Annotated in this window: 25 protein-coding genes; 11 read left to right on the top strand and 14 right to left on the bottom strand. The window is 71.2% G+C overall.

What is annotated here, in order from left to right:
* Window positions 1-68 precede the first annotated feature (68 nt).
* The 7 genes from N4P33_RS08785 to N4P33_RS08755 form a co-directional block, all read right to left on the bottom strand.
* Window positions 69-860, bottom strand: a complete 792-nt coding sequence (locus tag N4P33_RS08785) for an SURF1 family protein (RefSeq protein WP_313904475.1) — start codon at window positions 858-860, stop codon at window positions 69-71.
* Between the two features lie 72 nt (window positions 861-932).
* Window positions 933-1166, bottom strand: a complete 234-nt coding sequence (locus tag N4P33_RS08780) for a hypothetical protein (RefSeq protein WP_260825739.1) — start codon at window positions 1164-1166, stop codon at window positions 933-935.
* Window positions 1167-1267: 101 nt separating this feature from the next.
* Window positions 1268-2251: a DEDDh family exonuclease gene (locus N4P33_RS08775; RefSeq protein WP_260825738.1), complete on the bottom strand. Its 984-nt coding sequence runs from the start codon at window positions 2249-2251 to the stop codon at window positions 1268-1270.
* A 79-nt stretch (window positions 2252-2330) separates the two neighbouring features.
* Window positions 2331-3338, bottom strand: a complete 1008-nt coding sequence (locus tag N4P33_RS08770) for a CopD family protein (protein ID WP_260825737.1) — start codon at window positions 3336-3338, stop codon at window positions 2331-2333.
* A 137-nt stretch (window positions 3339-3475) separates the two neighbouring features.
* Window positions 3476-4858 (bottom strand): CoA transferase, encoded by a 1383-nt coding sequence (locus tag N4P33_RS08765; protein ID WP_260825760.1) that lies wholly within the window; start codon window positions 4856-4858, stop codon window positions 3476-3478.
* A gap of 116 nt (window positions 4859-4974) precedes the next feature.
* Window positions 4975-6507, bottom strand: coding sequence for a S8 family serine peptidase (locus N4P33_RS08760; RefSeq protein WP_260825736.1), 1533 nt, complete (start codon window positions 6505-6507; stop codon window positions 4975-4977).
* 60 nt (window positions 6508-6567) lie between these two features.
* Window positions 6568-8097, bottom strand: a complete 1530-nt coding sequence (locus N4P33_RS08755) for a S8 family serine peptidase (RefSeq protein WP_260825735.1) — start codon at window positions 8095-8097, stop codon at window positions 6568-6570.
* Between the two features lie 298 nt (window positions 8098-8395).
* On the opposite strand from N4P33_RS08755, the gene N4P33_RS08750 reads away from it, so the two are divergent.
* The 3 genes from N4P33_RS08750 to moaA all read left to right on the top strand — a co-directional run bounded on the left by N4P33_RS08750 (window position 8396) and on the right by moaA (window position 11585).
* On the top strand, window positions 8396-8752 hold the full coding sequence (locus N4P33_RS08750; protein WP_260825734.1) for a DUF485 domain-containing protein: 357 nt from the start codon (window positions 8396-8398) through the stop codon (window positions 8750-8752).
* Window positions 8749-10419 (top strand): cation acetate symporter, encoded by a 1671-nt coding sequence (locus N4P33_RS08745; RefSeq protein WP_260825733.1) that lies wholly within the window; start codon window positions 8749-8751, stop codon window positions 10417-10419. Before N4P33_RS08750 ends, N4P33_RS08745 begins: the two co-directional genes overlap by 4 nt.
* A 176-nt stretch (window positions 10420-10595) precedes the next feature.
* A complete protein-coding gene (gene moaA, locus N4P33_RS08740; RefSeq protein WP_260825732.1) occupies window positions 10596-11585 on the top strand; it encodes a GTP 3',8-cyclase MoaA in 990 nt (329 codons plus the stop codon).
* Here the strand turns inward: moaA and N4P33_RS08735 are convergent.
* Window positions 11582-11821 carry a hypothetical protein gene (locus N4P33_RS08735; protein ID WP_260825731.1) on the bottom strand — a complete coding sequence of 80 codons (240 nt, stop codon included), beginning with the start codon at window positions 11819-11821 and terminating at the stop codon, window positions 11582-11584. The genes moaA and N4P33_RS08735 overlap by 4 nt on opposite strands.
* A gap of 228 nt (window positions 11822-12049) precedes the next feature.
* A complete protein-coding gene (locus N4P33_RS08730) occupies window positions 12050-12448 on the bottom strand; it encodes a DUF3099 domain-containing protein (RefSeq protein ID WP_260825730.1) in 399 nt (132 codons plus the stop codon).
* Window positions 12449-12613: 165 nt separating this feature from the next.
* Here N4P33_RS08730 and N4P33_RS08725 point away from each other — a divergent pair, with 165 nt between their 5' ends.
* Complete coding sequence (locus N4P33_RS08725; RefSeq protein ID WP_260825729.1) at window positions 12614-12892, top strand: GlsB/YeaQ/YmgE family stress response membrane protein; 279 nt, start codon at window positions 12614-12616, stop codon at window positions 12890-12892.
* Between the two features lie 96 nt (window positions 12893-12988).
* Here N4P33_RS08725 and tyrS read toward each other — a convergent pair whose 3' ends face one another.
* The 3 genes from tyrS to N4P33_RS08710 form a co-directional block, all read right to left on the bottom strand.
* The gene (tyrS, locus tag N4P33_RS08720; protein WP_260825728.1) at window positions 12989-14257 is read right to left on the bottom strand and encodes a tyrosine--tRNA ligase; all 1269 of its coding nucleotides are present in this window, start codon (window positions 14255-14257) and stop codon (window positions 12989-12991) included.
* Window positions 14258-14322: 65 nt separating this feature from the next.
* Complete coding sequence (locus N4P33_RS08715) at window positions 14323-15717, bottom strand: metallopeptidase TldD-related protein (RefSeq protein WP_260825727.1); 1395 nt, start codon at window positions 15715-15717, stop codon at window positions 14323-14325.
* The gene (locus N4P33_RS08710) at window positions 15714-17237 is read right to left on the bottom strand and encodes a TldD/PmbA family protein (RefSeq protein ID WP_260825726.1); all 1524 of its coding nucleotides are present in this window, start codon (window positions 17235-17237) and stop codon (window positions 15714-15716) included. The genes N4P33_RS08715 and N4P33_RS08710 overlap by 4 nt, the downstream gene beginning before the upstream one ends.
* A 279-nt stretch (window positions 17238-17516) precedes the next feature.
* Here N4P33_RS08710 and fabG point away from each other — a divergent pair, with 279 nt between their 5' ends.
* The 3 genes from fabG (at window position 17517) to N4P33_RS08695 (ending at window position 19572) form a co-directional block, all read left to right on the top strand.
* On the top strand, window positions 17517-18236 hold the full coding sequence (gene fabG, locus N4P33_RS08705) for a 3-oxoacyl-[acyl-carrier-protein] reductase (RefSeq protein WP_260825725.1): 720 nt from the start codon (window positions 17517-17519) through the stop codon (window positions 18234-18236).
* 5 nt (window positions 18237-18241) lie between these two features.
* On the top strand, window positions 18242-19009 hold the full coding sequence (gene fabI, locus N4P33_RS08700) for an enoyl-ACP reductase FabI (RefSeq protein WP_071366233.1): 768 nt from the start codon (window positions 18242-18244) through the stop codon (window positions 19007-19009).
* A gap of 185 nt (window positions 19010-19194) precedes the next feature.
* Complete coding sequence (locus N4P33_RS08695) at window positions 19195-19572, top strand: hypothetical protein (protein WP_260825724.1); 378 nt, start codon at window positions 19195-19197, stop codon at window positions 19570-19572.
* Here N4P33_RS08695 and N4P33_RS08690 read toward each other — a convergent pair.
* Window positions 19550-20242, bottom strand: coding sequence for a FadR/GntR family transcriptional regulator (locus tag N4P33_RS08690; RefSeq protein WP_260825723.1), 693 nt, complete (start codon window positions 20240-20242; stop codon window positions 19550-19552). The two genes, N4P33_RS08695 and N4P33_RS08690, sit on opposite strands and share 23 nt — an antisense overlap.
* Before the next feature lie 73 nt (window positions 20243-20315).
* Here N4P33_RS08690 and N4P33_RS08685 point away from each other — a divergent pair, with 73 nt between their 5' ends.
* The 4 genes from N4P33_RS08685 (at window position 20316) to N4P33_RS08670 (ending at window position 22950) form a co-directional block, all read left to right on the top strand.
* Complete coding sequence (locus tag N4P33_RS08685) at window positions 20316-21773, top strand: CynX/NimT family MFS transporter (RefSeq protein ID WP_260825722.1); 1458 nt, start codon at window positions 20316-20318, stop codon at window positions 21771-21773.
* 61 nt (window positions 21774-21834) lie between these two features.
* Window positions 21835-21951 carry an SGM_5486 family transporter-associated protein gene (locus N4P33_RS08680; protein ID WP_260825721.1) on the top strand — a complete coding sequence of 39 codons (117 nt, stop codon included), beginning with the start codon at window positions 21835-21837 and terminating at the stop codon, window positions 21949-21951.
* A gap of 197 nt (window positions 21952-22148) precedes the next feature.
* Window positions 22149-22355, top strand: a complete 207-nt coding sequence (locus tag N4P33_RS08675; RefSeq protein ID WP_260825720.1) for a hypothetical protein — start codon at window positions 22149-22151, stop codon at window positions 22353-22355.
* Window positions 22356-22431: 76 nt separating this feature from the next.
* A complete protein-coding gene (locus N4P33_RS08670) occupies window positions 22432-22950 on the top strand; it encodes a histidine phosphatase family protein (RefSeq protein WP_260825719.1) in 519 nt (172 codons plus the stop codon).
* 86 nt (window positions 22951-23036) lie between these two features.
* On the opposite strand, the gene serB is transcribed toward N4P33_RS08670, so the two are convergent.
* The gene (serB, locus tag N4P33_RS08665; RefSeq protein ID WP_260825718.1) at window positions 23037-24245 is read right to left on the bottom strand and encodes a phosphoserine phosphatase SerB; all 1209 of its coding nucleotides are present in this window, start codon (window positions 24243-24245) and stop codon (window positions 23037-23039) included.
* Between the last annotated feature and the right edge of the window lie 994 nt (window positions 24246-25239).

The raw sequence follows: 25239 nt of genomic DNA, 5'->3' as shown, positions 1-25239 counted from the left end.
CCGCGTCAACCACCTCCGGCCGGCCGCAAGCCTCGCACACACTTCCGGCCACGGGGAGAGGCTGTGAGCTACACCGTCGCCGGCTGCGCGTCCTCGGTGTTCTGCTCCCCGGCCGCCGCCTGCGCCCGCTGCCGGGCCTCGCGGCGTACCAGCACGAACCAGCCGACCGGCACCGCGGCGGCGAACAGCCACCACTGGAGGGCGTAGGCGTAGTTCAGCGGCGCGTTCTCCTTGCCGGGGTTCCCGAGCTGCTCCGGGATGTCGCCCTTCGGCTCGGGCGCCGTCTGCGCCAGATAGCCGCCGAGCACCTGGGCGTCGAGGCGCCGGGCCTCCTGCTCGCTGTTGATCAGCATGATCTGCCGGTCCGGCAGCCCCTCGAGGTCCTTGATGCCGCTCGCCTCGGTCGTCTCGTCGGGCATGAGCCGGCCCTCGATGGTGAGCTCGCCGCCCGGCGGCGGAGGCACCTCGGGGAACTCGGTCTGGCTGGCTCCGGGGACCCAGCCCCGGTTGACCAGCAGAATCCTGCCGTCCTTGAGCACGAACGGGGTCAGGACGTGGAAGCCCACCTGGTCGTCGGCGTTGGTGCGGCGGCGGACGACGACCTCGTCGTCGGTGTCGAAGCGGCCCGTGGCGGTCACGGTGCGGTACCGCTCGGTACGGGTCACGGTGTGCCCCGGCGCGGCGAGCTCCTCGACCGGGACCGGCTTCGCGGCCAGCGCGTCCGCGACCAGCTGGTTACGGGCCGAACGCTCCTCGTAGCGGTCCATCTGCCAGATGCCCAGCCTGATCATCGTGGGGACCAGGAGCAGGGCGACCAGCGTGATGATCACCCACTGGCGGGACAACAGGAAGCGGTACACCCCACGACCGTACAACTCGGTCGTGGGGTGCATTCAGCCGGGTACGTCCTCGCCCGGCGCCCGTGCCGCGTCTCACACCTTGTCGACGATGCCCGCCTTTCCCTCCGCGCGGGCGCAGTGCGCCCCGCAGTACCAGTGGCCGTCGGCCTCCACGCCCTGGCCGATGATCTGCACCCTGCAGTGCTCGCAGATCGGGGCCATGCGGTGGATCGCGCAGGAGAAGCAGTCGAAGACGTGGACCGCGCCCTGGGCGTGCACCTCGAAGGTCATTCCGTAGCTGTTGCCGCACACTTCACATGTCGCCATGCGCCACAGGGTGAGCCGTCCGCCCCGCACGGGCGAGCGGGCGGCGGGCGAGTCGCCCGGCAATCACCCGTCCGTACGGTCCGGCCCGCCCGGCGCTCCGGTCAGCTCTCCGAGGCGGGCTCGACGTCCCCGAGCAGCTGGCCGAACGCCGCCTCGTCCACGATCGGTGTGCCGTACTGCCGGGCCTTGACCACCTTGGACGTGCCCGACTCCGGGTCGTTGGTGACCAGGAGGCTGGTCAGCCGGGACAGGCTGCCGGCGACATGCAGCCCGGCCTCGGTCGCCCGGTCCTCCAGCAGCTCCCGCTCCACGGACGTGTCACCGGAGAACGCGACCCGCATGCCCTGCTTGAGCCGCTTGCCCGGTTCATACCGTCCGGGGTTGGGGTACGGGCAGGGCGGCCGCTTGCGGGACGGGCGCCAGCTGGACGGCCGGTAGCCGCCCGGGCCCGGCTGGCGGCCGATCAGCGGGCGGTCGGTCCACTCCGTCAGCGGCCGGCACTCGTGCAGCGGCAGCCGTACGCCGCTCGCCGCCGCGGCCCGCAGACTCGGCCGGAACGCCTCCGCCAGCACGCGTGCGTCGTCCAGCGCGTGATGCGCCCGGCGCTGGACGACACCGAAGTGCGCGGCGAGCGACTCCAGCTTGTGGTTGGGCAGCGGCAGCGCGAGCTCCTTGGCGAGCGCGATGGTGCACAGCCGCTGCCTCACCGGGGCCTCGCTGCGCGCGCGGGCGTACTCGCGGGCGATCATCTGCCAGTCGAAGACGGCGTTGTGCGCGACGAGCACCCGGCCCTCCAGGCGGGTCGCGAACTCCTCGGCGATGTCACGGAAGAGGGGCGCGCCCTCCAGCGCCTCGCTCGTCAGCCCGTGGATCCACACCGGGCCCGGATCGCGTTCCGGGTTGACCACCGTGTACCAGTGGTCCTCGACCTCACCACGCGCGTCGAGCCGGTACACCGCCGCCGAGATGATGCGGTCGTCCCGGGCCAGCCCCGTGGTCTCCACGTCAACGACCGCGTATCCCTGGGGATACGCGGCCGGCCACGCGGTGGGGGAGGACGCTGCGGTCGTCAGGTCGTCGAGCATGGTTCACGAGGATACGGGCCACGACTGACAGTTCCGACCGTCAGGTGCCGTGCGCGGCCCGTCCGTTCGAAAGCCGCATTCACCAACGGATCGGAACGGGCAGCGCGGTGAGCAGACCCGACACCGCGACCACCAGGGCGAGCGCGTACACCTCCGCGCGCGCTGGGGAGCAGGCGGTCAGTGGATCGCTCGCGCGGGCCAGCCGGATCCGGGCCCACAGGGCGAGCGCGGCGACCCCCACCATCAGGATCACCTTGGCGAGCAGCACCCGCCCGTACGCCGTGTCCGTCAGCTGCTCCAGGATCGTCCCGGCCGGCATGCGGCGCAGCGAACTGCACACGCCCGTCGCGGTGATGGCGGCCAGCAGGAACGCCGCCACGCGCGCGTAGAGCCCCAGCAGGGCGCTGCCGCCCTCCGCGCCCCGCCAACGCCGCAGGACGCGCAGTACGTGCAGCAGGCCGCCGACCCACAGCGACGCGCAGATCAGATGCACGAGGGTGAGCCCGGAGCCGACCAGGGGGCTGTACTCGGTCGTCGGATGGGCACGCAGCGCCTCCGCGACGACGACCGCGGCCAGCGGCAGGGCCTGCGTGGCCGGACGGGCGGAGCCGGCGCACAGGGCGGCGGCGAGGAAGCCGTTGACCTCCAGGAGGGCCAGCTTGCCGTCCCGGGAGGCGTACAGCCCGCCGACGTCGATGTCGGCCGGGCTGCCGGGAATCAGATTGCCGGTGGCGACCACGGAGGCGAGTGCGAGGGCCGCCACGAAGCCGGCCCAGCAGGCCGGCGCGGACCAACTGCGCGGCAGGGCCGGGGGAGCGCCGGGCACGGTGCGGGCGAGCCGGTTCGCGAACAGCTCGCCAACGGGTATCGCCAGCGCCGCGAACAGCACCGTGCGCAGCAGCGCTATGCCGCCGGTGCCGGGCGCGGCGGCCTCCCCTGTGCCGTGCAGCGCGGGGGACGGGCCGAGCAGCGGTATCAGCGCGGCCAGCGCCACCAGCACGATCACGGCGACGGCCCGGCCGGTGCCGGAACGCCGTGCGCCCCGGTGCGCACCGGTCGCCCCGGACCTCGGTTTGGTCAGAGTCACCCCAGGATCTTCACAAGGGCGCACAGAACCGGGCAAGTCCGGGGAGAAAACGACGGGATGGATGACGGGTTTGGTCACACTTCGCCCGCATTTCGACCACGACTGTCAGAGCGCTCACCGCATGCGCACCGAGTCGCTCACCACCACCGCGCCGGATCCCCACCCCAACTACCCGGCGCCCGCTCCCAATCCCACGGCCCACCCGCGAACGCCACGGGCGACAGGGCATACCGCAGCCGCCCCAGAGCACTGTCCCGCACGGCCAGCCAACGCTCGGGTGCCGCTTCGGCGTCCGGCTGCCGCCGGTCCGTCACGTCCGGCAGTCGCCCGTCCGCCCCCTCCAGCAGCCACCCCGCCGTCCGGGCCAGTGCGACCCGTACGACGCGGCTGCCGCCCTCCTCCGCCTGCTCGGTCAGTGCTCGGAGCACCCCCGCCGCCAGCAGGTATCCCGAGCCGTGGTCGAGGGCCTGGGCCGGGAGCGCGCCCGGTTGTTCCGCCGAACTCTCGAGCGCCGCGATGCCCGTGGCCACCTGTACCAGGCTGTCGAAGCCGCGCCGGTCACGCCACGGCCCGTACGCGCCCCACGCCGACAGCTGCGCCACGACCACTCCCGGCCGGCGTTCGGCGAGCGCCTCGGGGGTGAGGGCGAAGCGGTCCAGGGCGCCCGGGCGGTAGCCGGTGACGACGACGTCCGCCGCTGCGAGCAGCTCCTCGAAGGCGTCCCGGTCGCCCCGCAGGTCCAGTCGCGCCGACCGCTTCCCGAAGCCCGTGTCGGCGTGCTGGTCGGGAAGTTCCGGCAGCCGTGGGGAGTCCAGGCGCAGCACGTCCGCGCCCAGCAGGGCGAGCGTGCGGGTGGCGACCGGCCCCGCGATGACCCGCGTGAGGTCCAGTACCCGGATCCCGGCGGCGGGCAGCAGCGGGTCCCGGCGCACGGACGTGAAGGTACGCGCGCGTGCCGAGTCCAGGCGCCCCAGCTCCACCAGGGGGCGCCCCGCCACCGCCGCACCCTGCTCGTGCGCCGCCCACTCCCCGGGCGTACGCAGCGCCACGGCCAGGCCCCCGCGCGCGTACACGCTCTCCTCGACCTCACACGCCGAGCGCTCGGCGAATGCCGCCGCCACGGCTTCCGGGTCCTCGGGCACACCCAGCGCGGCGAGCAGCCGGGCCCGGTGATGCGGATAGTTGGCGTGCGTGCGCACCCACCCGTCGGCCGTCCGCCAGAAACGCGACAGAGGCGCGAACGTCACCGGCCTCCGCCCGTCGACCCGCAGATGCCGCTCGCTCACGAACGCCGTCGCCACGGCGCCGTCGTCGACCGTCACCGCCGGCACCTCGTCCGTCCCCGCCCGCCGCGCCGCAAGCTCCGCGGCGGCCAGCGCACAGGCACCCACACAGGCGCGCGCCAACTCCCGTACCGGAAGCCGCGCGTGCAGGGCGCCGGGCCGCTCGACGGTCGACACGCGCGTGAGGAGCGTGGGATCGCCGCCGAGCGCTGTCCATGCGGGCGAGACATCAGGCATGACAGTCATGACTGCACTATGCAGCATTGACTCGATCAACATGCCCGCACACCCGGTGCACAGAAGAGCGGGAGCCGGACGACGCCCCGGCCCCCGCTCCTGACGAACCCGAACGGCTACCGCGTCACCGCGTCCAGCGCGTCCGTCATGCCCCAGCCGTAGAAGCCGTTGCGGTTCTTCGGCCCCTCGCACACCGCGTCGACCTTGCCGTCGCCGTCGATGTCGTACGGGTCCGTGCACGCCGTGGCGTCGGCCTGCGCGTACAGCAGGGCCTTCACCAGCGCCGGCGGGGCGTACGGATGCGTCGACTTGATGAGCGCCGCGACACCCGCGACATGCGGGGACGCCATCGACGTACCCGCCATGTAGCCCCACTTGCCGCCGGGCAGCGTGCCCAGGATCAGACCGCTGGTCGCGGGCGGCTCCGGCTTCTGGTACGCCGTCGAGTCACCGCCGGGCGCGGCGATGTCGATGACACCCAGACCGTGGTTGGAGAACGACGACTTCAGACCCTTGGCGCCGGTCGCCGCGACCGTCACGACCCCCGGCAGCTGGGTCGGTATGTCGAGGCACTCGGACGGGTCGATCACCCGGTCCGACGGCGTGGAGTCGTTCGGGGAGACCGGATCGGTGATCTCGTCCGCCGAGAGGTCGTAGTTCTCGTTGCCGGCCGCCGCCACATTGACCGCGCCCTTGCGCTCCGCGTACTTCGACGCCCGGGTGACGGCCTCGACGAGCGCCTTCTGATCCGGGTCGTTCTTGCAGTTGAAGTACCAGGGGTCGGTGTAATAGCTGTTGTTGGTCACGTCGACCCCGTGCTCGGCCGCCCACATGAAGCCGCACACCACGGCCTCCGTGTAGAAGAAGCCGTCCGGGTTGGACACCTTGATGCCCGAGACCTTCACACCCGGCGCGACACCGGTCATGCCGACGCCGTTCTTCGCGGCGGCGATCTCCCCGGCCACGTGCGTGCCGTGCGGGCTCTCCGACGGGCCAGGACGCCAGGCGCCCTCACTGGTGTCCGGCTTGCCCGACACACAGTTGACCGAGGCGGCCCGGTCGAAGTTGGGCGCGATGTCGGGGTGGGTGTCGTCGACGCCGGTGTCGATGACGGCGACGGTCACCTTCGAGCTGCCCAGCGACTTCTCGTGCGCCTTGTCCGCCTTGATGGCGGGCAGGTCCCACTGCAGCCCCTGGAGCGGGTCCTGCCCCGCGGCGGCCTCGGACCCGGCCTCGGCGACATCCTCCGCGCTGAGCACCTTCGGGGCGCCCAGGTCGGTGGTGGCCGCCGACGGCAGCGGCGCCGTACGCGTGGCACCGGCCGACTGCACACCGCGCACGGTGCGCATGGTCTTCGCGAAGTCGGCGTTCGACGAGTGCGCGACGATCACGCCGATCTTGTCGTACGACGCCACCACCGTGCCGCCGGCCTTGGCGATCGCCTTCTTCACATGCGCCGACGTGCCGTGCCCGCCACCGATGTTGACGACATAGCTGAGCGGGGTGCCGTCGGTCGCGGTCGCGGCGGGCTCGTCGGCGGCCGGCGCGGCCGTGGCCGCGGTGTTCGGCAGGAACGCCAGCGCGGTCGCCATGGCCATCCCGGCCGGGATCACCAGAGCGCGGCGGTGACGCGGGTGAGACGCTGTCATGGAGTCTCCAGTTCGATCACGAGAACGAGCAGGGGTGCGGGAACTTCCTGGACACCGAGGTCACTTGACGGCACGCAGCGCGTCGACGATGCCGAAGCCGTAGAAGCCGTTGACCCGGCTGCCGCCCTCGCAGGTGGCGTCCTGCGTGCCGTCGCCGTCCTGGTCGTAGGAGGCCGGGCAGCCCGGGTTGTTCGCCTGCGCCTTCAGCAGCGCCTGGAGGGCCGCCGGGGGCGCCCACGGGTGCTTGGACTTCAGCAGCGCGGCGACACCGGCCGCGTGCGGCGAGGCCATCGAGGTGCCCTGAAGGAAGGCGTACTGGCCGTTCGGCATGGTGGACAGGATCCGCCCGTCCTTCGACGGCGTGTCCGGCAGCTGGTAGCGCCGGTCGCCGCCCGGCGCGGCCACGTCGACGACACCCTTGCCGTACGAGGAGTAGTACGACTTGAGGTTCTGCACGCCCGTCGCGCTGACGGTGACCACTCCGGGCAGCTGCGTCGGCACGTCGAAGCACTCGTGCGGGTCGATGGTCCGCGTCACCGGCGTGGAGTCGTCGGGGCTGGAGTCGTCGACGATCGCGTCGGAGTCCAGGTCGTGGTTGGAGTTGCCGGCCGACGCCAGGTGCAGGGTGCCCTTGCGCTGCGCGTACAGCTGGGCCCGGTTGACCGCGTCGACGATCGCCCTCTGGTCCGGGTCGTCCATGCAGTTGTACAGCCACGGGTCCACGTAGTAGCTGTTGTTCGTGATCTCCACGCCGTGGTCGGCGGCGAACACGAAGGCGCACACGACGCTCTCCGGGTAGAACAGCCCGTTGTCCGGGTCGCTCACCTTGATGCCGGAGACCTTCACGCCGGGCGCGACACCGGCGACCCCGACGCCGTTGCGCGCGGCGGCGATCTCACCGGCCACATGGGTGCCGTGGTAGTCCTCGTCCGTGTACGGCCGCCAGGCGCCCTCGCTGGTGTCCGCCTTGCCGCCGACACAGTTGGCCGACTGGGACTTCGAGAAGTTCGGCGCGAGGTCCGGGTGGGTGTCGTCCACGCCGGTGTCGATGACGGCGACGGTCACCTTGGAGCTGCCCGGGTTGATCTTCGCGGCCTTGTCGGCGCCGATCGCGCGCAGGTCCCACTGGTCGGCCTCGAGGGGCTCGCTGCCCGGCGTCTCGGCGGAGGCGGCCCGCGTCCGCGCCGCCTCGGCGGCCGTCACGAAGTCGGCGGCGCCCTCGTCCGTCGTCCCGGCGGCCTTCAGCGGCGCGGTCCGGGTGGCACCCGCCGACTGAACCCCCCTCACCGCCCGTATCTCCTTGGCGAAGCCGGGATTGGCCGAGTGGACGACGATCACGCCGATCCTGTCGTAGGTGATCACGACGTTCCCGCCCGCCGCCGCGATCGCCTTCTGCACCGACGCGATGGTGCGCCGGTCCACCTTGGTGTTGACCACGTACGCCAGGTTGGGCGCGTCCGTCGCCTGTTCGGCCGACGCCGGCTGCGGTGCCGCCGACGCCGCCGCGGGCAGGAAGCCCAGCGAGGCGGTCAGGGACAGCACGACGGGTACGGCGAGGGCGAGGCGGCGTCTGGAACGCAGATGAGCCATGGGGTCTCCACATCATCCGGAAACGAAACCGGCCCGAGGCACAGGTGGGCTCGGGCAGGTACATGACGGGTGGTGCAGAGTGAAGCTATCCGGCGATGTTGCTGCCCCACAACGTTTTGCCCGCAGGACTTCACAAAGGTGGCCCCGAACCTCTCGGGGAAGTGTCGCGTTACGTCTTGCGGAAAGAAGCGAACCCGGTTGAACCGGTCCTTGTGTCGCGCCGTGCCCTTGTGCAGGAAGCGCGAGGACACGCGCCTTCCGTCCCCGAAACGACCGCACCGCAACGCGAGGAGACTCCGTGGCCGCCGAAGCACCGCCCCCCTCGACAGAACAACACAAACTCCCCACCCCGGAGGAGTTCACCGAGGTCCAGGAGAGCGCGGAGTTCGGTGAACTGCGCCGCTCCTACCGTTCCTTCGCCTTCCCGCTGACCGTCGCCTTCATCGTCTGGTACCTGCTGTACGTGCTGCTGTCCAACTACGCGGGCGGCTTCATGGGCACCAAGCTGTTCGGCAACATCAACGTCGCCTTCGTCTTCGGCGTCCTGCAGTTCGTCACCACGTTCCTCATCGCGTGGTGGTACTCCCGGCACGCCGCCGCCAAGCTCGACCCCAAGGCCGAGGCCATCAAGACCCGTATGGAGGGCGGCGCATGAGCCCCGCGATCACCCATGTGACCCTCGCCGCGAACGACGCCACCCTCGCCGCGAACAGCGTCACCCTCGCCGCGAACGAGGCGAGCGAGCACCGGCCGCTGATCATCACCCTGTTCGCGCTGTTCGTCCTCGCCACCCTCGGCATCACCGTCTGGGCGGGCCGCCAGACGAAGGACGCCGCCGACTTCTACGCCGGCGGACGCCAGTTCAGCGCCTTCCAGAACGGCCTCGCCGTCTCCGGCGACTACATGTCCGCCGCGTCGTTCCTCGGCATCGCCGGCGCGATCGCCCTCTTCGGCTACGACGGCTTCCTGTACTCCATCGGCTTCCTGGTCGCCTGGCTGGTCGCCCTGCTCCTGGTCGCCGAGCCGCTGCGCAACTCCGGCCGCTACACCATGGGCGACGTCCTCGCCTACCGCATGCGCCAGCGCCCCGTGCGCACCGCCGCCGGCACGTCCACGATCGTCGTGTCGATCTTCTACCTGCTGGCCCAGATGGCGGGCGCGGGCGTCCTGGTCTCCCTGCTGCTCGGCATCACCTCCGACGCGGGCAAGATCCTCATCGTCGCCCTCGTCGGCATCCTGATGATCGTGTACGTCTCCATCGGCGGCATGAAGGGCACCACCTGGGTCCAGATGATCAAGGCCGTCCTGCTGATCGGCGGCACCGTCCTGATCACCTTCCTGGTGCTGCTGAAGTTCAACTTCAACATCTCCGACCTGCTCGGCACCGCCGCCGAGAAGAGCGGCCACGGCGCCGCCTTCCTGGAGCCCGGCCTCCAGTACGGCGCCACCGGCACCACCAAGCTGGACTTCATCTCCCTGGGCATCGCCCTGGTGCTCGGCACGGCCGGACTGCCGCACATCCTGATCCGCTTCTACACGGTGCCCAACGCGAAGGCCGCCCGTAAGTCCGTGAACTGGGCCATCGGCATCATCGGCGCCTTCTACCTCATGACCATCGCGCTCGGCTTCGGCGCCGCCGCCATCGTCGGGCCCAAGGAGATCACCGAGTCCAACCCGTCCGGCAACACGGCCGCGCCGCTGCTCGCCCTGCACATCGGCGGCGTCGACTCCGCCTGGGGCGCGATCCTGCTCGCCACGATCTCGGCGGTGGCCTTCGCGACCATCCTCGCCGTGGTCGCCGGCCTCACCCTCGCCTCGTCCTCGTCCTTCGCCCACGACATCTACGCCAACGTCATCCGCAGGGGGAAGGCCACCGGCGCCGAGGAGGTCCGCGCCGCCCGCTGGGCGACCGTGTTCATCGGCGTCGTCTCCATCGGCCTCGGCGCCCTCGCCCGCGACCTCAACGTCGCCGGTCTGGTCGCGCTCGCCTTCGCGGTCGCCGCGTCCGCGAACCTGCCGACCATCCTCTACAGCCTGTTCTGGAAGCGGTTCACCACCCAGGGCGCGCTGTGGTCGATCTACGGCGGTCTCATCGTCGCCGTCGGCCTGGTGCTGTTCTCGCCCGTCGTCTCCGGCGACCCCAAGGCGATGTTCCCCGACGTCGACTTCGCCTGGTTCCCGCTGAAGAACCCGGGCATCATCTCGATCCCGTTCGGCTTCCTGATGGGCTGGCTCGGCACCGTCCTGTCCAAGGAGGAGCCCGACGTCAAGAAGTACGCGGAGCTGGAGGTCCGGTCCCTGACCGGCACCGGAGCGCACTGACCGTCGCACCCTACGAACGGCCGCGTCGCGGGGACTGTAGGTCCCTACGACGCGGCCGTTCGGCTTCTCGTCACATCGGGTCGCTGTGGGTTGTCGGTGGTGTCACGTAGGCTCGCAAGTAGCCGGACAAGTGATCCACGCGGATCCACACGATCCATGTCGAGGGAGGGGGCCCAGTGCTCATCGACACCTACGGCCGAGTGGCCACCGACCTGAGGGTCTCCCTGACCGATCGCTGCAACCTGCGGTGCACCTACTGCATGCCCGAGGAGGGCCTGCAGTGGCTGGCCAAGCCCGACCTGCTCACCGACGACGAGATCGTCCGCCTCATCGACATCGCCGTCACCTCCCTGGGCATCGAGGAGGTCCGCTTCACCGGCGGCGAGCCGCTGCTGCGCCCCGGCCTGGTCGGCATCGTCGAGCGGGTCGCCGCCCTGGAGCCCCGCCCCCAGATGTCCCTCACCACCAACGGCATCGGCCTCAGGCGCACCGCCGCCGCCCTGAAGGAGGCGGGCCTGGACCGGGTCAACGTCTCCCTCGACACGCTCCGCCCGGACGTCTTCAAGGCCCTCACCCGCCGCGACCGCCACAAGGACGTCCTCGAGGGCCTGTACGCGGCCCGCGAGGCGGGTCTCACACCGGTCAAGGTCAACTCGGTCCTGATGCCCGGCCTCAACGACGACGAGGCCCCCGACCTCCTCGCCTGGGCCGTGGAACACGACTACGAGCTCCGCTTCATCGAGCAGATGCCCCTGGACGCCCAGCACGGCTGGAAGCGCGAGGGCATGATCACCGCAGGGGACATCCTCACCTCCCTGCGCGCCCGCTTCGAGCTCACCCCCGAGGGCGAGGAGAAGCGCGGCTCGGCCCCCGCGGAGCGCTGGCTGGTCGACGGCGGCCCGCACGTGGTCGGCGTCATCGCCTCGGTCACCCGCCCCTTCTGCGCGGCCTGCGACCGCACCCGCCTCACCGCCGACGGCCAGATACGCACGTGCCTCTTCGCCACGGAGGAGACGGACCTCCGAGCAGCCCTGCGCTCGGGCGCGCCCGACGAGGAGATCGCCGCGATCTGGAAGCAGGCCATGTGGGGCAAGAAGGCAGGCGCGGGCCTGGACGACCCGTCCTTCGTCCAGCCGGACCGCCCGATGTCGGCAATCGGGGGTTAGGAGTCGTTCTCCTTCGTCGCCGACGCCTCCCATTCCCCGAGGGTGACGACGTCCTTCAAGAACCCCCGCACCCCAAGAAACTGAGACAAGTGCTCCCGATGCTCCTCGCACGCGAGCCACGTCTTGCGCCGCTCCGGCGTGTGAATCTTGGGGTTGTTCCACGCCAGCACCCACGCGGCGGCGGCACGGCAGCCTTTCGCGGAACAGATCACGGTCTCAGGGTCGGGATTGATCACAGCTCGACCCTAACCCGTCCGGCGTACAAAAAGGCGACGCCGAGCAGCCACGGGGGGAGCTGCCCGGCGTCGGTCCGTCGCTCCGACGGGGGATGCGGAGCGCGTACGAAGTATGTCACGGCTCACCCCGCCCCCGGCACCGAAAGAGCATGATTGATCTGAGCTTTTCTTGAGCTTGGCGGGGAAGTGGCTTCCGCTTGAACCCTTGCGGCCCCCGGGCCCCGCGCCTCACGACCGCTCGGGCCGCTCCGTTCGTGCGCCCGGCGTCGGCTCGGACGCCACATCTTCCGCGCCCGGCTCCGCCTCGCCGTCATTCGTCCGCGGCGGCGCGATCATCGGCCGCATCGGCGCCGTGACGAAGGTCGACGGCAGGGACGGCGCGTTCTCGCGCCCCGCGTTGGCGATCACCACCGCGATGTACGGCAGCACCGCCCCGAGCACCAGCGCCACGATCGCGACATGCCGCTCCACGTTCCACAGCGTCGCCGCGAGGATGACCGAGATCGTACGGATGGTCATCGAGATCACGTACCGGCGCTGCCGCGCGCGTACGTCCTCCTGGAGTCCCGCCCGCGCACCGGTGATCCGGAACACCTGGGCGCCGCCACCGCCATGCTGTTTCCGCATCACATCCACCATCCGCCCGCATCGGAGAACAGCACCACGTTACGCCGCGTTCGCGCCGCCCACGAGGCCGGGTCACCCTCTGCGCGTCACTCCCGACGTGCGACGCAGGAGCTCCGGGCCGACACTGGCGGTACTGCTCACGTCAAGCGGTACGAGGAGGCAGGCATGGGCTGGTTGTGGGCCATCATCGTGGGATTCGTGCTCGGTCTGATCGCCAAGGCGATCATTCCCGGCAAGCAGCACAGCCCCCTGTGGCTGACCACGATCGGCGGCATCCTCGGCGCCATCGTGGGCAACGCGGTGGCGCGCGGTTTCGGTGTCGACGAGACCCCCGGTATCGACTGGAGCCGGCACATCTTCCAGGTGGTCGCCGCCGTGATCATCGTGGCCCTGGTCGACGCGCTGTACATGCAGGTCCGCGGCAGCAAGAAACAACGCACATGAGCGGGCGGCCGCCACGCGCGAAGGGGCGGCCCCCGGCTGTCGCCGGAAACCGCCCCTGCCGCTCAAGGCGGGTGCCTCACGCTCAAGGCGTGTGCCTCAGCCGCCGGTGACCTCCACCGCGGCCAGGTTCTTCTTGCCCCGGCGCAGCACCAGCCACCGCCCGTGCAGCAGCTCCTCCTTCGCGGGGACCGCGTCCTCGGCGGTGACCTTGGCGTTGTTCACGTAGGCACCGCCCTCCTTCACCGTGCGCCGCGCGGCGGACTTGCTCGCCACCAGGCCGACCTCGGCGAACAGATCGACGACCGGACCGAGCTCGGCCACCTGGATGTGCGGCACCTCCGACAGCGCCGCCGCCAGCGTCCGCTCGTCCAGCTCTGCCAGCTCGCCCTGCCCGAAGAGGGCCTTGGACGCGGCGATCACGGCGGCCGTCTGCTCGGCGCCGTGCACCAGCGTCGTCAGCTCCTCCGCCAGCGCGCGCTGGGCCGCCCGCGCCTGCGGACGCTCCGCGGTCTGCCGCTCCAGTTCCTCCAGCTCCTCACGGGACTTGAAGGACAGGATCCGCATGTAGGTCGAGATGTCCCGGTCGTCCGCGTTCAGCCAGAACTGGTAGAACGCGTACGGCGTCGTCATCTCCGGGTCGAGCCAGACGGCGCCGCCCTCGGTCTTGCCGAACTTGGTGCCGTCCGCCTTGGTCATCAGCGGCGTCGCCAGCGCGTGCACGTTGGCGTGCGGCTCCAGCTTGTGGATCAGGTCCAGGCCCGCCGTGAGGTTGCCCCACTGGTCGCTGCCGCCCTGCTGGAGCGTGCAGCCGTAGCGCCGGTACAGCTCCAGGAAGTCCATGCCCTGCAGCAGCTGGTAGCTGAACTCCGTGTAGCTGATGCCCTCGGCGGACTCCAGACGCCGGGCGACCGAGTCCTTCGTCAGCATCTTGTTGACGCGGAAGTGCTTGCCGATGTCCCGCAGGAACTCGATGGCCGACATGCCGGCCGTCCAGTCCAGGTTGTTCACCATCGTCGCGGCGTTGTCGCCCTCGAAGGACAGGAAGGGCTCGATCTGCGCGCGCAGCCGGTTCACCCAGTTCGCGACCGTCTCCGGGTCGTTCAGCGTGCGCTCCGCCGTCGGGCGCGGGTCGCCGATCTGGCCCGTGGCGCCGCCGACCAGCGCGAGCGGGCGCAGGCCCGCCTGCTGGAGGCGGCGCATGGTGAGGACCTGGACCAGATGGCCGACGTGCAGGCTGGCCGCGGTCGGGTCGAAACCGCAATAGAACGTGACGGGACCGTCCGCGAGCGCCTTGCGCAATGCGTCCTCGTCAGTGGACAGGGCGATCACGCCGCGCCACTTCAGCTCGTCGACGATGTCCGTCACGGTTCTCGTGTCTCCTCGATGATCTTCGGCCGGTCGGGTGACAGCCGATTACGACGCCTACGAGGTTATACGCCCTGGCTGACAGAGCTCATATTGAAATCGGGGACGCGCAGCGCGGGCATCGCCGCCCTGGTGAACCAGTCGCCCCACTCCCTCGGCAGCGTCTTCTCCGTACGCCCCGCCTCCGTCGCCCGGCCCAGCAGGTCCACCGGCGACTCGTTGAACCGGAAGTTGTTGACCTCGCCGGTGACCTCGCCGTTCTCCACGAGATACACGCCGTCCCGGGTCAGGCCGGTGAGCAGCAGAGTGGCCGGGTCGACCTCGCGGATGTACCACAGGCAGGTCAGCAGCAGCCCGCGTTCGGTCGCCGCGACCATCTCCTCCAGGGTGCGGTCCTCGCCCCCGTCGAGAATCAGGTTGTCGATCGCCGGCGCCACCGGCAGCCCGGTGAGGGCCGCGCTGTGCCTGCTCGTCGTCAGCCGGTTCAGCTCGCCCTCGCGCACCCAGTCGGTGGCCGTCAGCGGCAGCCCGTTGTCGAACACCGACTGGTCGCCGCCGGAGGAGTGCGCGATCACGAACGGCGCCGACTCCAGGCCCGGTTCGTTCGGGTCGCTGCGCAGCGTCAGCGGCAGCTCGGTCAGCTTCTCGCCGACGCGGGTGCCGCCGCCCGGCTTGGAGAACACCGTGCGGCCCTCGGCGGCGTCCCGCCCGGACGCCGACCACAGCTGGTAGATCAGCAGGTCCGCGACGGCGGTCGGCGGCAGCAGCGTCTCGTACCGGCCCGCGGGCAGCTCCAGGCGCCGCTCGGCCCAGCCCAGCCGTACGGCCAGCTCGGCGTCGAGCGCCGCCGGGTCGACGTCCTTGAAGTCCCGCGTGGAACGCCCCGCCCACGCCGAGCGCGTACGGTCCGGCGACTTGGCGTTGATCTCCAGCGTCCCGTTGGGCTGGTCGTGCCGCAGGCGCAGACCCGTGGACGTACCGACGTAGCTGGAGACCAGCTCGTGGTGGGCGAAGCCGTACAGTTCCCGGCCGCCCGCACGCGCGCGTGCGAACGCCTCACCGAGGGCCGGGGCGAAGTCGGCGAACACCGCGGAGGAGGTCTCCGTGGGCGCCTCGGTGAATTCGGGGGACTCGGCCACCCCCGTGACCAGCGGCTGTGCGTCCTCGGCCGGTCCGGCGCCCCGTGCTGCGGCCTCGGCGGCGCGCACCAGCGGCTCCAGCTCGTCCACGGTCACGGCGGAGCGGGACACCACACCGGAGGCGGTGCCCTCCTTGCCGTCCACCGTGGCGATCACGGTGAGCGTGCGCCCGCGCGTGACACCGTTCGTCGTCAGCGCGTTGCCCGCCCAGCGCAGATTGGCGCTCGACTGCTCGTCGGCGATCACGACACAGCCGTCGGCCCTCGACAGCTCCAGAGCCCGCTCGACGATCTCGTGCGGCTTGGTGGGACGCGCGCTCATCGACCGGCCTCCTGCGTGGTGTTGAGGATGTTGACTCCCTTGAACAGGGCGGACGGGCAGCCGTGCGACACCGCCGCCACCTGCCCCGGCTGGGCCTTGCCGCAGTTGAAGGCGCCGCCCAGGACGTACGTCTGCGGCCCGCCGACCGCGGCCATGGAACCCCAGAAGTCGGTGGTCGTGGCCTGGTAGGCGACGTCCCGCAGCTGACCCGCGAGCCGCCCGTTCTCGATCCGGTAGAAGCGCTGCCCGGTGAACTGGAAGTTGTAGCGCTGCATGTCGATGGACCACGAGCGGTCACCGACCACATAGATGCCCCGGTCCACGCCCCCGATGAGATCCTCCGTCGACATCCCGGCCGGATCCGGTCGCATCGACACGTTGGCCATGCGCTGCACCGGCACATGCCCCGGCGAGTCGGCGTAGGCGCACCCGTTGGAGCGGTCGAAGCCCGTCAGTTTCGCGATCCGCCGGTCCAGCTGGTAGCCGACCAGCGTGCCGTTCTTCACCAGGTCCCAGGACTGTGCCTCGACGCCCTCGTCGTCGTAGCCGATCGTCGCGAGCCCGTGCTCGGCGGTGCGGTCGCCGGTGACGTTCATCAGCTCCGAGCCGTAGCGCAGCTTGCCCAGCTGGTCGAAGGTGGCGAAGGAGGTACCGGCGTAGGCGGCCTCGTAGCCGAGGGCGCGGTCCAGCTCGGTGGCGTGCCCGATGGACTCGTGGATGGTCAGCCACAGGTTGGACGGGTCGACCACCAGGTCGTACAGCCCCGGCTCCACGCTCGGCGCGCGCATCTTCTCGGCGAGCAGCTCCGGGATCCGCTCCAGCTCCTCGTCCCAGTCCCAGCCGGTGCCCTTGAGGTACTCCCAGCCACGGCCGACGGGCGGCGCGAGGGTGCGCATGGAGTCGAACTCGCCGCTCGACTCGTCCACGGACACCGCCGTGAACACCGGATGCAGCCGGACCCGCTGCTGGGTGGTCACGGTCCCGGCCGTGTCGGCGTAGAACTTGTTCTCGTGCACGGTGAGCAGCGAGGCGTCCACATGGTCCACCCCGCTCGCCGTGAGCAGCCGCGCGCTCCACTCGGCCAGCAGCCCGGCCTTCTCCTCGTCGGGCACGGTGAACGGATCGATCTCGTACGACGACACCCACGTCTTGTCGGCGTGCACGGGCTCGTCGGCCAGCTCCACCCGCTCGTCGGATCCCGCCGCCTTGATCACCTGCGCGGACAGCTTCGCCATGGCCACCGCCTGGGAGGCGACCCGGGCCGCGGCGTCCATCGTCAGATCCACGCCCGAGGCGAACCCCCACGTCCCGCCGTGCACCACCCGCACCGCGTACCCGAGGTCGGTGGTGTCCGACGACCCGGCGGGCTTGGCGTCCCGGAACCGCCAGGACGCGTTGCGCACCCGCTCCAGGCGGAAGTCCGCGTGCTCCGCCCCCAGCGCACGCGCGCGTGCGAGCGCGGCGTCGGCGAGGGCACGCAGGGGCAGGGCCGTGAAGGCTTCGTCAATGCTATGAGGCACCTACGTCTCTTCCTGTCGGTCTTCGCTGGTGTTGTCGTCCGTACAAGTGGGTCGCTGCGCATCATGTCGCGTCGGCCCGGTGACGGACCACAGGTTTCCGTCGCCGGCCCGGAGCTTTCTGTAGGGACCCGACAGAGCGACCCGTCGGCCACTGTCGGTGCCCGAATGTCCCCCCGAGGACCGCGACCGATAGGTTTTCGGTGAAGCCGCCTGTCATCGCCGCCTGTCCTCCAGGTGCTCGGGCGGGGTATTGCAGACCGCTATCGAAAGGGTGATCCGTTGAGCCGCTCGGTTCTCGTCACCGGAGGCAACCGGGGCATCGGCCTCGCCATCGCCCGCGCTTTCGCCGATGCCGGCGACAAGGTCGCGTTCACATACCGCTCGGGTGAGCCGCCGGCCGCCCTGACCGAGCTGGGCTGCCTCGCCGTCAAGTGCGACATCACCGACGCCGAGCAGGTGGAGCAGGCCTACAAGGAGATCGAGGAGGCGCACGGCCCCGTCGAGGTACTCGTGGCCAACGCCGGCGTCACCAAGGACCAGCTCCTGATGCGCATGTCCGAGGAGGACTTCACCTCGGTCGTCGACACCAACCTCACCGGCACCTTCCGCGTGGTCAAGCGCGCCAACCGCGGCATGCTGCGCGCCAAGAGGGGCCGCGTCGTGCTGATCTCCTCGGTCGTCGGGCTGCTCGGCTCCGCGGGGCAGGCCAACTACGCCGCCTCCAAGGCCGCCCTGGTCGGCTTCGCGCGCTCCCTCGCCCGTGAGCTGGGCTCGCGCAACATCACCTTCAACGTCGTCGCGCCCGGCTTCGTCGACACCGACATGACCCAGGCGCTCACCGAGGAGCAGCGGTCGAACATCGTGTCGCAGGTGCCGCTCGGCCGGTACGCGAAGCCTGAGGAGATCGCCGCGACGGTGCGGTTCCTCGCCTCGGACGACGCCTCGTACATCACTGGAGCCGTCATCCCTGTTGACGGCGGACTGGGAATGGGTCACTGAACACCATGAGCGGAATTCTCGAGGGCAAGCGCGTCCTGATCACCGGTGTGCTGATGGAGTCCTCCATCGCCTTCCACGCCGCCAAGCTGGCCCAGGAGCAGGGCGCCGAGATCATCCTGACCGCGTTCCCGCGGCCCACGCTGACCGAGCGCATCGCCAAGAAGCTGCCGAAGCCCACCAAGGTCATCGAGCTGGACGTCACCAACGACGAGCACCTCGGGCGGCTCGCCGACATCGTCGGCGAGGAGCTCGGCGGCCTCGACGGCGTCGTGCACTCCATCGGCTTCGCGCCGCAGGACGCCCTCGGCGGCAACTTCCTCAACACCCCGTTCGAGTCCGTCGCCACCGCGATGCACGTCTCGGCGTTCTCCCTGAAGTCGCTGACCATGGCCTGCCTGCCGCTGATGCAGAACGGCGGCTCCGTCGTCGGCCTCACCTTCGACGCGCAGTACGCCTGGCCGCAGTACGACTGGATGGGCCCGGCCAAGGCCGCCCTGGAGGCCACCAACCGCTACATGGCCCGCGACCTGGGCAAGCAGAACATCCGCTGCAACCTCATCTCCGCCGGCCCCATCGGCTCGATGGCCGCCAAGTCCATCCCGGGCTTCGGCGAGCTGGCCTCCGTGTGGGACAGCCGCTCCCCGCTGGAGTGGGACCTGAAGGACCCCGAGCCGGCCGGCCGCGGCATCGTCGCGCTGCTGAGCGACTGGTTCCCGAAGACCACCGGCGAGATCATCCACGTCGACGGCGGTCTGCACGCCATCGGCGCCTGATCGAGCGCTTCGAGGGCTTCGAGGACTCCAACTCTTCGAGGGGGCCCGCATCCCGTCCGGGTGCGGGCCCTCGGCATGTCACCCGATCGGCTCAGCAGGGCGGGCGGGGCGCCGCGCCCACGGGGCATCGTGGAGGTACGCGTTCTGCGTGTTCCCCCTCCCGAGTACGGCCGAGGAGGTCCCTTGTGCGCTTCTTCCGCCTGGCCTCAGCGACCGTCGCCGTCGCCGTCGCGCTCGCCCTTCCGTACGAGGCGATGGCCCACACGCGCGTGCACCCCGAACGGACCACGACCGATGACACCGGGAGCGAGGGCGAGGACACGGACGACCTGTTCGGTGCCTCGTGCTGGATCCGGATCGACGGGCCGGACGTGACGGCGTACTGCCAGAACCCCTATCCGGCCGTCGACCTGGTGAGCCTGCACGTGGAGTGCGCCCAGTGGTGGGACCTCGACAGCGACTCCCGCGCGGTGGCCGCCGAACCGGCGCAGACCGTGGAGCTGACGGGGCGCTGCTGGCAGGAGGTCCGCTCCGCGTGGATCAGCCACCGGAGGGCGAGCTGAACAGCCCCGGACGGCACACGAACGGATAGGAGGCGGCCTCCTCGGCGGCCGTCACCGCGTCACCCGCGCGGATCGCGTCCACCAGCCGCCCGTGGTCCATGTGGGTCTCCGGGGTCAGCTCCTGGCCCACGTCGTCGCGCAGCCAGTCCCGCAGCACCTCGCTCAGGTCCGCGTACATCGCGGTCATCACGTCGTTGTGCGAGGCGGCCACCACCGCCAGGTGGAAGGTCGCGTCCGCCGCCACGAACGCCTCCTTCTCGCCCGACTCCCATGCCTCCTCGCGGCGCAGCAGCAGCGTGTCGAGCTGCTTGAGGTCCTTCTCGGTGCGCCGCTCGGCCGCCAGCCGCGCGGCGGCCGACTCGAGCGTGGACCGCAGTTCGGCGATGTGCCGGGGGTCGGCGTCGGCGAAGCGGCGGTGCATCACACCCGCCAGTTCGCTGGTGGCCACGACATACGTCCCCGAACCCTGGCGGATGTCCAGCAGCCCGTTGTGCGCCAGCGCCCGCACCGCCTCGCGCACCGTGTTACGGGCCACCCCGAGCTGCTCGACCAGCTCCGGCTCCGTCGGGATGCGGGAGCCGACCGGCCACTCACCCGAGGTGATCTGGGCCCGCAGCGCGGCGATGACCTGCTCGGACAAAGCCGAACGACGGGGATGGCTCAGGGGCATGGCACACACCTTCGCACGAACAGGGGCGCCGGGTGACGACCGCGGGATGGACAACCAATCATCCCATGATTCTATGATGGGCCTCATGGCTGGCAACGAAACCCGGACACTCGAGTCCACGACCGCGGACGCCCCGGTGAGGACCGGGACACCGGACACGGGCGGCACCACCACGCGCGCGTGGACGATGCGGCTGCTGATCGTGGGCATCGTGCTCGCCGCGCTGAACCTCCGCCCGGCCATCACCAGCCTCGGCGCACTGCTCGAGGAGGTCCGCGACGGGCTCGGCATGAGCGGCAGCGTGGCCGGGCTGCTCACCTCGGTGCCCCCGCTGTGCTTCGCCGTCTTCGGCGTCACCGCCCCGCGCCTCGCCCGCCGCTTCGGGCCGGGGGCGGTGGTGTGCGCGGGCATGGTCGCCATCGCCTCCGGCCTGCTGATCCGCCCGTTCGCGGGCGGCACGGCCGGCTTCCTGGCCGCCAGCGCCCTCGCCCTCATGGGCATCGCCGTCAGCAACGTCCTGATGCCGGTCATCGTCAAGCGCTGGTTCCCCGACCGCGTGGGCTCCATGACCGGCCTGTACTCGATGGCCCTCGCCCTCGGCACGTCCCTGGCGGCGGCCCTGACAGTGCCGCTCACGGACGCGCTGGGAGGCCAGTGGCAGTCGGGCCTCGCCCTGTGGGCGGCCCTCGCTGCTGCGGCCGTACTGCCGTGGATCCCGTTCGTACGGGAAGGGAAGGCGGGACCGGCCGGGACGGCGCCGGTGCGGGACGCGCGGGCGCAGGACCGGGATGCGGGGGAGCGGTCACAGGGCGAGCGGTCACCGGAATCGGCCGCGCAGGAGGAGCGGGCACGCGCGGGCCGCACCACCGGTGCCGCGCGCCCGCAGGCTCCCGGGCGTGAGCGCGCGCCGCACCCCTCCGGGGAGCAGGCCGCCCCGCCGCAGCTGCGCATCACCCGCAGCCGTACCGCGTGGGCGCTGGCCGTGTTCTTCGGGCTCCAGGCGACCGCCGCCTACATCACCATGGGCTGGATGGCGCAGATCTTCCGCGACGCGGGTGTGCCCGCCGGCACCGCGGGGCTGCTGCTCGCCGTCACGATGGTGATGGGCGTACCGCTCGCCTTCGTCATACCCCGCCTGGCCACCCGGCTGCCCAGCCAGGGGCCGATCGTGATCGCCCTGGGCGTGTGCGGCCTCGTCGGATACGCCGGTCTCTACCTCGCCCCGGCCGCCGGCGCCTGGCTCTGGGCCCTGCTGCTGGGCGTCGCCAACTGCGCCTTCCCGCTCGCGCTCACCATGGTCGGGATGCGGGCCAGCACGGGCGCGGGCGTGGCCCAGCTGTCGGCCTTCGCGCAGAGCACCGGCTACCTGATCTCCATCCCGGGCCCGCTCCTGGTCGGCGTCCTCTACCAGCACAGCGGTGGCTGGGGCCTGCCGATCGCGCTGATGGCCGGGCTGATGATCCCCCAGATGGTCGTGGGCGTCCTGGCGGGCCGCGACCGCACGGTGGAGTCCGAGGCAGCCATGCGCTGAGCCGCCTGGCCGGCGGGACCCCCGGACGTGAGCGGTCGGTGGTGGGTGCGAGACTTGGTGCATGCCAGTCCTCGACCCGAACCCGCAGAACGGCCAGAAGAAGATGCTGCTCGTCTTCGGCTCGTTCTTCGCCATCTTCATCGTCATCGGCGTGATCGCGACCATCCTCGCGCCGTGACGCCCTCCGCCCCGGCCACCCGCCGGGGCCCGGGGTGGTGCTAGCCCCCCTGTCCCCTAGGGGGCCAGGCTCAGGGTCAAGTGGGTGGATCACCGGATGGGTTGAGGGCCCCGCGATCCGTACCTTCGAGATGGGCCCGCGAACAGCGGGTCACGGACCACGGACCACCACGGACCACTCGAAGAGCGGAGGCCCCCATGTCGGCGCGCACGCACACCCGGCCCCACCCGGCCCCCCGGGGCGGTGCCGACAGCCGGCTGCCGTGGTGGGCCCTCGCCCTTCCCACGCTCGCCTTCATCACCCTGCTCGTCCTGATACTCAACCCCGCCGACGCCCACGCGGCCACCGGTGAGCCCGCCCTCACCCAGGTCCTGGAGCGAGCGCAGCAGCTCATAGCCCGTTGAGCAGCCGGTGGGACGCCCCGGAGGGGCCCGTCAACTCCCTGCGCTCTGTGGCCTGTTTCATGCGAAGCTGGGACGCATGAGCGTCGCAGAACCCCGCAGGATTGTCCTCTTCCGGCATGCGAAAGCCGACTGGCCCCCGGTGAACGATCATGAGCGCCCGCTCGCCGAGCGGGGCCGCATGGACGCCGCCGTCGCCGGACGCAAGCTCGCCGACTCCGCCATCGCCTTCGATCTGGCCCTGTGCTCCACCTCGACCCGCACGCGGGAGACCTGGAAGCTCGCGGTCCAGGAATTCCCGCAGCGACCCAAGACCGTCTACGAGGAGCGGATCTACGAGGCCTCGCCCGGCGAGCTGATCGCCCTGCTCAACGAGACCCCCGACGACGCGCAGAACGTGCTCCTGGTCGGCCACAACCCCGGCGTCCAGGGCCTCGCCGACATCCTGGCCGGCTCCTCCGACGGCGACGCCCGCGAGCGGATGAGCCGCCGCGGGTTCCCGGCCGCCGCCTTCGCGGTCCTGTCCTTCACCGGCTCCTGGAAGTCCCTGGAGCCCGGCGTCGCCACCCTGCTCGACTACTGGGCGCCCACCGAGTGACCCTCGGCTGACACCCACGGCACGACAGGGGCCCGGCGCCGGCCGAAGGTGCCGGGCTCCGCCGTGCCCGATGCCGGAAGGGAAGCTCAGCCGACGTCGAGGGTGTCCGCCGCCTCGACCTCTTCGCGGGTGATGCCCAGCAGATACAGGACCGTGTCCAGGAAGGGGAAGTTCACCGCCGTGTGCGCCGCCTCGCGCACCACCGGCTTGGCGTTGAAGGCGACGCCGAGACCGGCCGCGTTGAGCATGTCCAGATCGTTGGCACCGTCGCCGATCGCCACCGTCTGCGACAGCGGAACGCCCGCCTCGGCCGCGAACCGGCGCAGCAGGCGTGCCTTGCCCGCACGGTCCACGATCTCGCCGGTGACCCGGCCCGTCAGCTTCCCGTCCACTATCTCCAAGGTGTTGGCCTGGGCGAAGTCCAGCCCCAGCCGCTCCTTCAGATCGTCCGTCACCTGGGTGAACCCACCGGAGACCACGCCCACTTGGTAGCCGAGGCGCTTGAGCGTACGGATCAGGGTGCGGGCACCCGGTGTCAGCCGCACCTCGCTGCGCACCTTGTCCACCACCGAGGCGTCCAGCCCCTCCAGCAGCGCCACGCGTGCGTGCAGCGACTGCTCGAAGTCCAGCTCCCCGCGCATCGCGGCGGCCGTCACCTCGGCGACCTTGTCCTCGCAGCCGGCGTGCGCGGCGAACAGCTCGATGACCTCGTCCTGGATGAGCGTGGAGTCCACATCCATGACCACCAGGCGCTGGGCCCGCCGGTACAGCCCCGCGGCGACGACCGCCACGTCGACGCCGAGCTTCGCCGCGTCCGTCACCAGGGCGGTGCGCAGCGGCTCCGTCTCCACTCCGGACACCGCGAACTCCACGGCGGTGACGGGGTACTTGGCCAGGCGGAAGATACGGTCGATGTTGCCGCCGGTCGCGGTGATCCGCCCGGCGATCGCCGCGGTCGCCTCGGAGGTGAGCGGATGGCCCAGCACGGTGACGAGGGACCGGCCGAGGCCACGGGGCAGGTTGTCGCCGATGCCGGAGATGATCTCCGCCTGCATCTTCATCGACTCCGCCCAGCTGTGGACGGTGGCCCGCAGATCCCCTTCAAGACCGCGCGGCGGCTCGGTCACCAGCGCGCACAGCACGATGCGGCCACGGGTGACGACCTGCTCGATGTCGACCACGTCGACGGAGTAGGCGGCCAGGGTGTCGAAGAGGCCGGCCGTGATGCCCGGCCTGTCCTTGCCGAAGATCTTGACAAGGAGAGTGGGGACGTCGGAGGTCTGCGATGCGCTCATGGTGCTTCCACCGTATCCGGCACCGAGTGCCTCCCGCCCCTGAGGTCCGCCTGGCGGACAGCGAACACTGGATGTCGGCGAGGTGTCGTGCACCTTGCGCTCACCGAGGAGGCGTCGGCCTGCGGGCCCGCGCTCACCGGCCTCGGTTCGGCTTTCGTGGCTTCGGGGGCGAGGGCCGGTCGGAGGAGAGGAGCTGGCTGAGCTTGCCGCACACAGCCACAGCGAGGGCCGCCGCCCCCCTGCCGGGCCCTGTGCGCTCACCGCCCTCCGTGCGGCTTCCACTCCTTCGGGGCGGTGCTGGTGTCTCCGTGCGGCTTTCGCTGCTTCGGGACGGTGCCGGCGGGGGACAGGCGGCAGCTGCGCTTGCCGTGCAGCCGTAGGGAGGGACGCCACCGTCCCTCCCTGCTGAGCCCTGCGTGCTCACCGTTCTCCGTCCGGCCTCCGTGGCTTCGGGGGCGGGGCCGGTGGTGGGGGAGGTGGCGGCGGAGGCCCGTCGTCCGGCCAGAGCGGTGACCGCCGCTGCTCGTCCGGCGCCCTCGAACCACGAGGCCGCCCCCCACGCCGAGGAGGCTCGACGGGCGCGATCATCGTCGGGGCGCCGTACACGTCGTCGCCGGACGCCTCGCCGTCCTCGGCAACAGATGCGTCGCTCTCCTCCGGACCACGGAATTCCTCAGGCATCCGCAGGTACGGATTGGTGCCTGGATTGGGCGGCCGATACGGCACCCCCGGCGCATACGGCCCGCTCCGCGCCCCGCCACCCGGCTCAAGGCCCTGCCCCGCACCGTCGGCTCCCGGACCACCGGGCCAAGCCCGGCCGCCCAGCTCGCCACCTTGCCCCCGGCCCTCGTCGGCCCGGTGCTCGCCGACTGCCAGCAGCGCGGCCTGGCCCGCTGCTACACGGACGTCGCCAGCGTGAAGTCCGGCCCGCGCGCCGACATCGCCGCCCTCGGCCTGGACACCACCCACTACATCGGCAGCCACCCCATGGCCG

Origin of the sequence: Streptomyces sp. 15-116A, from assembly GCF_025290915.1 — a bacterium.
Classification (GTDB): Bacteria; Actinomycetota; Actinomycetes; order Streptomycetales; family Streptomycetaceae; genus Streptomyces.
Note: the sequence above shows the minus strand (reverse complement) of the source record. Positions and strands in the feature narration are given on the sequence as shown.

What these genes read in the sequence shown, in the direction of transcription:
- N4P33_RS08760 (WP_260825736.1), bottom strand. Translation starts at nt 6,507, where the DNA reads ATGACAGCGTCTCACCCGCGTCACCGCCGCGCTCTGGTGATCCCGGCC.
- N4P33_RS08675 (WP_260825720.1), top strand. Translation starts at nt 22,149, where the DNA reads ATGTCGGCGCGCACGCACACCCGGCCCCACCCGGCCCCCCGGGGCGGT.
- N4P33_RS08715 (WP_260825727.1), bottom strand. Translation starts at nt 15,717, where the DNA reads ATGAGCGCGCGTCCCACCAAGCCGCACGAGATCGTCGAGCGGGCTCTG.
- N4P33_RS08670 (WP_260825719.1), top strand. Translation starts at nt 22,432, where the DNA reads ATGAGCGTCGCAGAACCCCGCAGGATTGTCCTCTTCCGGCATGCGAAA.
- N4P33_RS08730 (WP_260825730.1), bottom strand. Translation starts at nt 12,448, where the DNA reads ATGCGGAAACAGCATGGCGGTGGCGGCGCCCAGGTGTTCCGGATCACC.
- N4P33_RS08780 (WP_260825739.1), bottom strand. Translation starts at nt 1,166, where the DNA reads ATGGCGACATGTGAAGTGTGCGGCAACAGCTACGGAATGACCTTCGAG.
- N4P33_RS08765 (WP_260825760.1), bottom strand. Translation starts at nt 4,858, where the DNA reads ATGCCTGATGTCTCGCCCGCATGGACAGCGCTCGGCGGCGATCCCACG.
- N4P33_RS08745 (WP_260825733.1), top strand. Translation starts at nt 8,749, where the DNA reads ATGAGCCCCGCGATCACCCATGTGACCCTCGCCGCGAACGACGCCACC.
- N4P33_RS08685 (WP_260825722.1), top strand. Translation starts at nt 20,316, where the DNA reads ATGATGGGCCTCATGGCTGGCAACGAAACCCGGACACTCGAGTCCACG.
- N4P33_RS08725 (WP_260825729.1), top strand. Translation starts at nt 12,614, where the DNA reads ATGGGCTGGTTGTGGGCCATCATCGTGGGATTCGTGCTCGGTCTGATC.
- N4P33_RS08690 (WP_260825723.1), bottom strand. Translation starts at nt 20,242, where the DNA reads ATGCCCCTGAGCCATCCCCGTCGTTCGGCTTTGTCCGAGCAGGTCATC.
- fabI (WP_071366233.1), top strand. Translation starts at nt 18,242, where the DNA reads ATGAGCGGAATTCTCGAGGGCAAGCGCGTCCTGATCACCGGTGTGCTG.
- N4P33_RS08775 (WP_260825738.1), bottom strand. Translation starts at nt 2,251, where the DNA reads ATGCTCGACGACCTGACGACCGCAGCGTCCTCCCCCACCGCGTGGCCG.
- serB (WP_260825718.1), bottom strand. Translation starts at nt 24,245, where the DNA reads ATGAGCGCATCGCAGACCTCCGACGTCCCCACTCTCCTTGTCAAGATC.
- N4P33_RS08755 (WP_260825735.1), bottom strand. Translation starts at nt 8,097, where the DNA reads ATGGCTCATCTGCGTTCCAGACGCCGCCTCGCCCTCGCCGTACCCGTC.
- N4P33_RS08680 (WP_260825721.1), top strand. Translation starts at nt 21,835, where the DNA reads ATGCCAGTCCTCGACCCGAACCCGCAGAACGGCCAGAAGAAGATGCTG.